The 2,414-nt window shown below is 75.1% G+C and carries 2 protein-coding genes; one reads left to right on the forward strand and one right to left on the reverse strand.

Translation table 11 applies throughout. The annotated features are described in order from the left end of the window. Positions 1 to 112: 112 nt before the first annotated feature. The gene (locus ACFW9D_RS38445; protein WP_384630130.1) at positions 113 to 1,195 is read right to left on the reverse strand and encodes a class I SAM-dependent methyltransferase; all 1,083 of its coding nucleotides are present in this window, start codon (positions 1,193 to 1,195) and stop codon (positions 113 to 115) included. A 104-nt stretch (positions 1,196 to 1,299) separates the two neighbouring features. Here ACFW9D_RS38445 and cobT point away from each other — a divergent pair, with 104 nt between their 5' ends. Continuing rightward, positions 1,300 to 2,373 (forward strand): nicotinate-nucleotide--dimethylbenzimidazole phosphoribosyltransferase, encoded by a 1,074-nt coding sequence (gene cobT / locus ACFW9D_RS38450; protein ID WP_384630132.1) that lies wholly within the window; start codon positions 1,300 to 1,302, stop codon positions 2,371 to 2,373. The last annotated feature ends 41 nt before the right edge of the window (positions 2,374 to 2,414 follow it).

Below are 2,414 nucleotides of genomic sequence, written 5' to 3' on the forward strand. Positions count from 1 at the left end.
CCCCTGAAATGCATGGCGCTTCGCGCCGCATTTCCCCGATGGAGATCGCGCACGAAGTGCGCATCTCCAGGGGCGCGGGGAACTGCGCGAGAAGCCCCACCGGGCCCGCGGATCAGGACGAAGGGTCGGAGTTGCGGCGGGCGATCACCCGGTACGCGTTCGCGTAGGGGCTCCGGGAGATCAGGGGGGCCAGGGCACGGTCGGCGACCCGCGCCGACAACAGGGCCGGGACACTCGCCCGGGTCAGCACAGAACGCACCCGCCGCTGGACCTCGGTCGGCGCCGAGGTCCGCCAGGGCTCGTCGGCCCGGGGCGACCACCGCTCCAGGAACAGCGCACAGGCCGCCGTCAGATCCCGCGGCACGTGCGCCGCCCGCCGGTCGACCCCCACGACGGTGAAGCCCAGCGCCGCCAGCTCGGCCCGCAGATTGGCGAGCGGGATGAAGTGCAGGTGCTGCGGCTGGAAGTACGAGACCCACCAGCGCCCGAGCAGATGCGCGTAGCGGCACTCCGGGTCGGGCAGTTCGAGCAGGAGGTGACCGCCGGGCCGCAGCACGCGCCGCGCGGCCCGCAGCTCGGCGCGCGGGTCCGGGGTGTGTTCGAGGTGGTGGAGCATGCTGAGCGCGTCGTACCGCCCGGCGAGCCGCGGCACGAGATCCGCGAGCCGCCCCTCGTGGGCCTCGTCGACCCGTCCCTCGCGCCGCGCCTCGGCGATCCCGGCCCCGACGTCGGCCCCGTCGAACGCGGTGTAGGGCAGTTCCTCGCGGGCGGCGGCGGGGAACTCCCCGCGTCCGGTGCCGACGTCGAGCCAGCTCTCGGGTTCGATGTACCGCGCGACGGCGCGGGCCCGCTCGCGGTGGCGGGCGGTGTCGCCGCGGGCGCCCGGGACGCGGCGCACGTGTTCGGCGCGCAGCCCGTCGTAGAAGTCGCGGTAGTAGAAGTCGAGGCCCTCGGGGGTCAGCCGCGGGTTCTGGAAGGAGTGGGCGCAGGCCCGGCACTGGTCGACGGTGAAGCTGCCGGGCTTGTGCTGGAGGAGGTCGGTGGTGCGCAGCCGGGTGCGCAGCTGTGTGGAGCCGCACCAGGGGCAGTCGGGGCGGCGCGGTTCGTGGAAGCGCTCGGTGCCCTGGGCGAGCTCGCTGAGGTAGGCGGGGCGGCGCTCGGCCACCACCTGGGCCGTGGTACGACAATCCGACACAAACCGGAACGTAAAGGATCGGGAAGGGCGATGCAATGACGCTGTGAAGCCGGTGCGTCGCCCGCCCGGCGGCAGGGCTCGGCGGGGCCGGTACTGTTCGGCGAATGAGCTCGCTGAATCTCGACGACTTCACCGATCTGATCGAGCGCCCCGACGGCGGGACCCGCCGTGACGCCGAGGAGCGCAGGGCACGGCAGGCCGTGCCGCCCGGCGCCCTCGGCCGCCTCGACGAACTGGGCGAATGGCTCTCGGCCGCCCAAGGTGCCGTGCCCGTGCGGCCGGTGGCCCGGCCGCGCGTGGTCGTGTTCGCGGGCGACCACGGGGTCGCCGAGCTCGACGTGTCCAAGCGGCCCGCGGGCAGCGCCACGGAACTGGTGCGCGAGCTCGTCGAGGGCGCGTCCGCGAGCGCGGTCCTCGCCCGGCGGCTCGACGTGGGCGTACGGGTCGTCGACCTGTCCCTGGACTGCGAGCCGGACGCGCTGCCGAAGGGCGTCGAGGACCGCCGGGTGCGGCGCGGCTCCGGACGCATCGACATCGAGGACGCGCTCACCCTGGAGGAGACGGAGGCCGCGTTCCGCGCGGGCATGGCCGTCGCCGACGAGGAGGCGGACTCCGGTACGGACCTGGTGGTGCTCGGCGACCTCAGCGTGGGCGGCACGACGGCGGCGGCCACGCTGATCGCGGCGCTGTGCGGCACGGACGCGTCGGTCGTCACGGGGCGCGGCGGCGACCCCATCGACGACCTGGCGTGGATGCGCAAGTGCGCGGCCGTGCGGGACGCCCTGCGGCGGGCGCGGCCGGTGCTCGGCGACCAGTTGCAGCTCCTGGCGACGGTCGGCGGGGCGGATCTGGCCGCCGCGACCGGGTTCCTGTTGCAGTGCGCGGTGCGGCGCACGCCCGTGATCCTTGACGGGGTCGTCTCGGCGGCCGCCGCGCTCGTGGGGCAGCGGGTCGCGTTCCGGGCGCCCGACTGGTGGCTCGCGGGGCATGCGAGCGGGGAGCCGGCGCAGGCCAAGGCGCTCGACCGGATGGCGATGGACCCGCTGCTCGATCAGGGGGTCCGGCTGGGCGGGGCCACCGGTGGGCTGTTGGCCCTGCCGCTGGTGCAGGCCGCCGCGTCCCTCGCGGCCGAACTGCCTGAACTGCCCGAGCTGCCTGAACCGCCGCTCGAGAGCTGAGCGTCCCGACAAGCCGCGGGCGCGTCCGCTCCCCCACGAGC

Source organism: Streptomyces sp. NPDC059524 (genome assembly GCF_042749255.1).
GTDB lineage: Bacteria > Actinomycetota > Actinomycetes > Streptomycetales > Streptomycetaceae > Streptomyces > Streptomyces xanthii.

Excerpts from the sequence above, each read along its gene's own strand:
- cobT (WP_384630132.1), top strand. The coding sequence starts at position 1,300 with ATGAGCTCGCTGAATCTCGACGACTTCACCGATCTGATCGAGCGCCCC.